Annotated in this window: 1 protein-coding gene; it reads right to left on the bottom strand. The window is 41.0% G+C overall.

The features are described from left to right. Positions 1–237: 237 nt before the first annotated feature. Positions 238–488 (bottom strand): nucleotide exchange factor GrpE (grpE, locus tag ACTHUM_RS19090; protein WP_440403849.1); only part of this gene is annotated, 251 nt, incomplete at its 5' end.

A 488-nucleotide genomic window follows, 5' to 3' on the forward strand; every position in this document is an offset into this window, starting at 1 on the left:
CTTGTAAATAAGGTTGCTTCATTTTTTTTCAAGGCTTAATTTGAATTTTTTTTTAAATTAAATTCAAGTACTTGATTTATTTATCCACAAGCCGTTTATTCTTTTTTCAGACGGCTGGCTTTAATTTTCCGATTCCGGTTTATCGGAATGATTTTCCAATAGCGGAACATCAGGATTTGAAACCGGATAAGGCCGTCTGAAGATCTTATGCTTGATAAACTTTATCAAGCGGTGCCTTCAATCTTCTTTTTTCGCCACAACAACCATCGCAGGACGCAGTACGCGATCGGCCAATGTATAGCCTTTTTTCATCACGCTGACGATGGTATTCGGCTCTTGCTCGCTGACGACTGCCTGCATCGCTTGATGTTGGTGCGGATCAAGTTTGTCGCCCGGTTGCGGGTTGATTTCTTTAATATGTGTGGCATCAAATGCTTTTTGCAGCTCGTTCAAAGTCATTTGCACACCCATTTTCAGCGCATCGAAAT

This window comes from Neisseria sp. P0021.S006 (genome assembly GCF_051956895.1).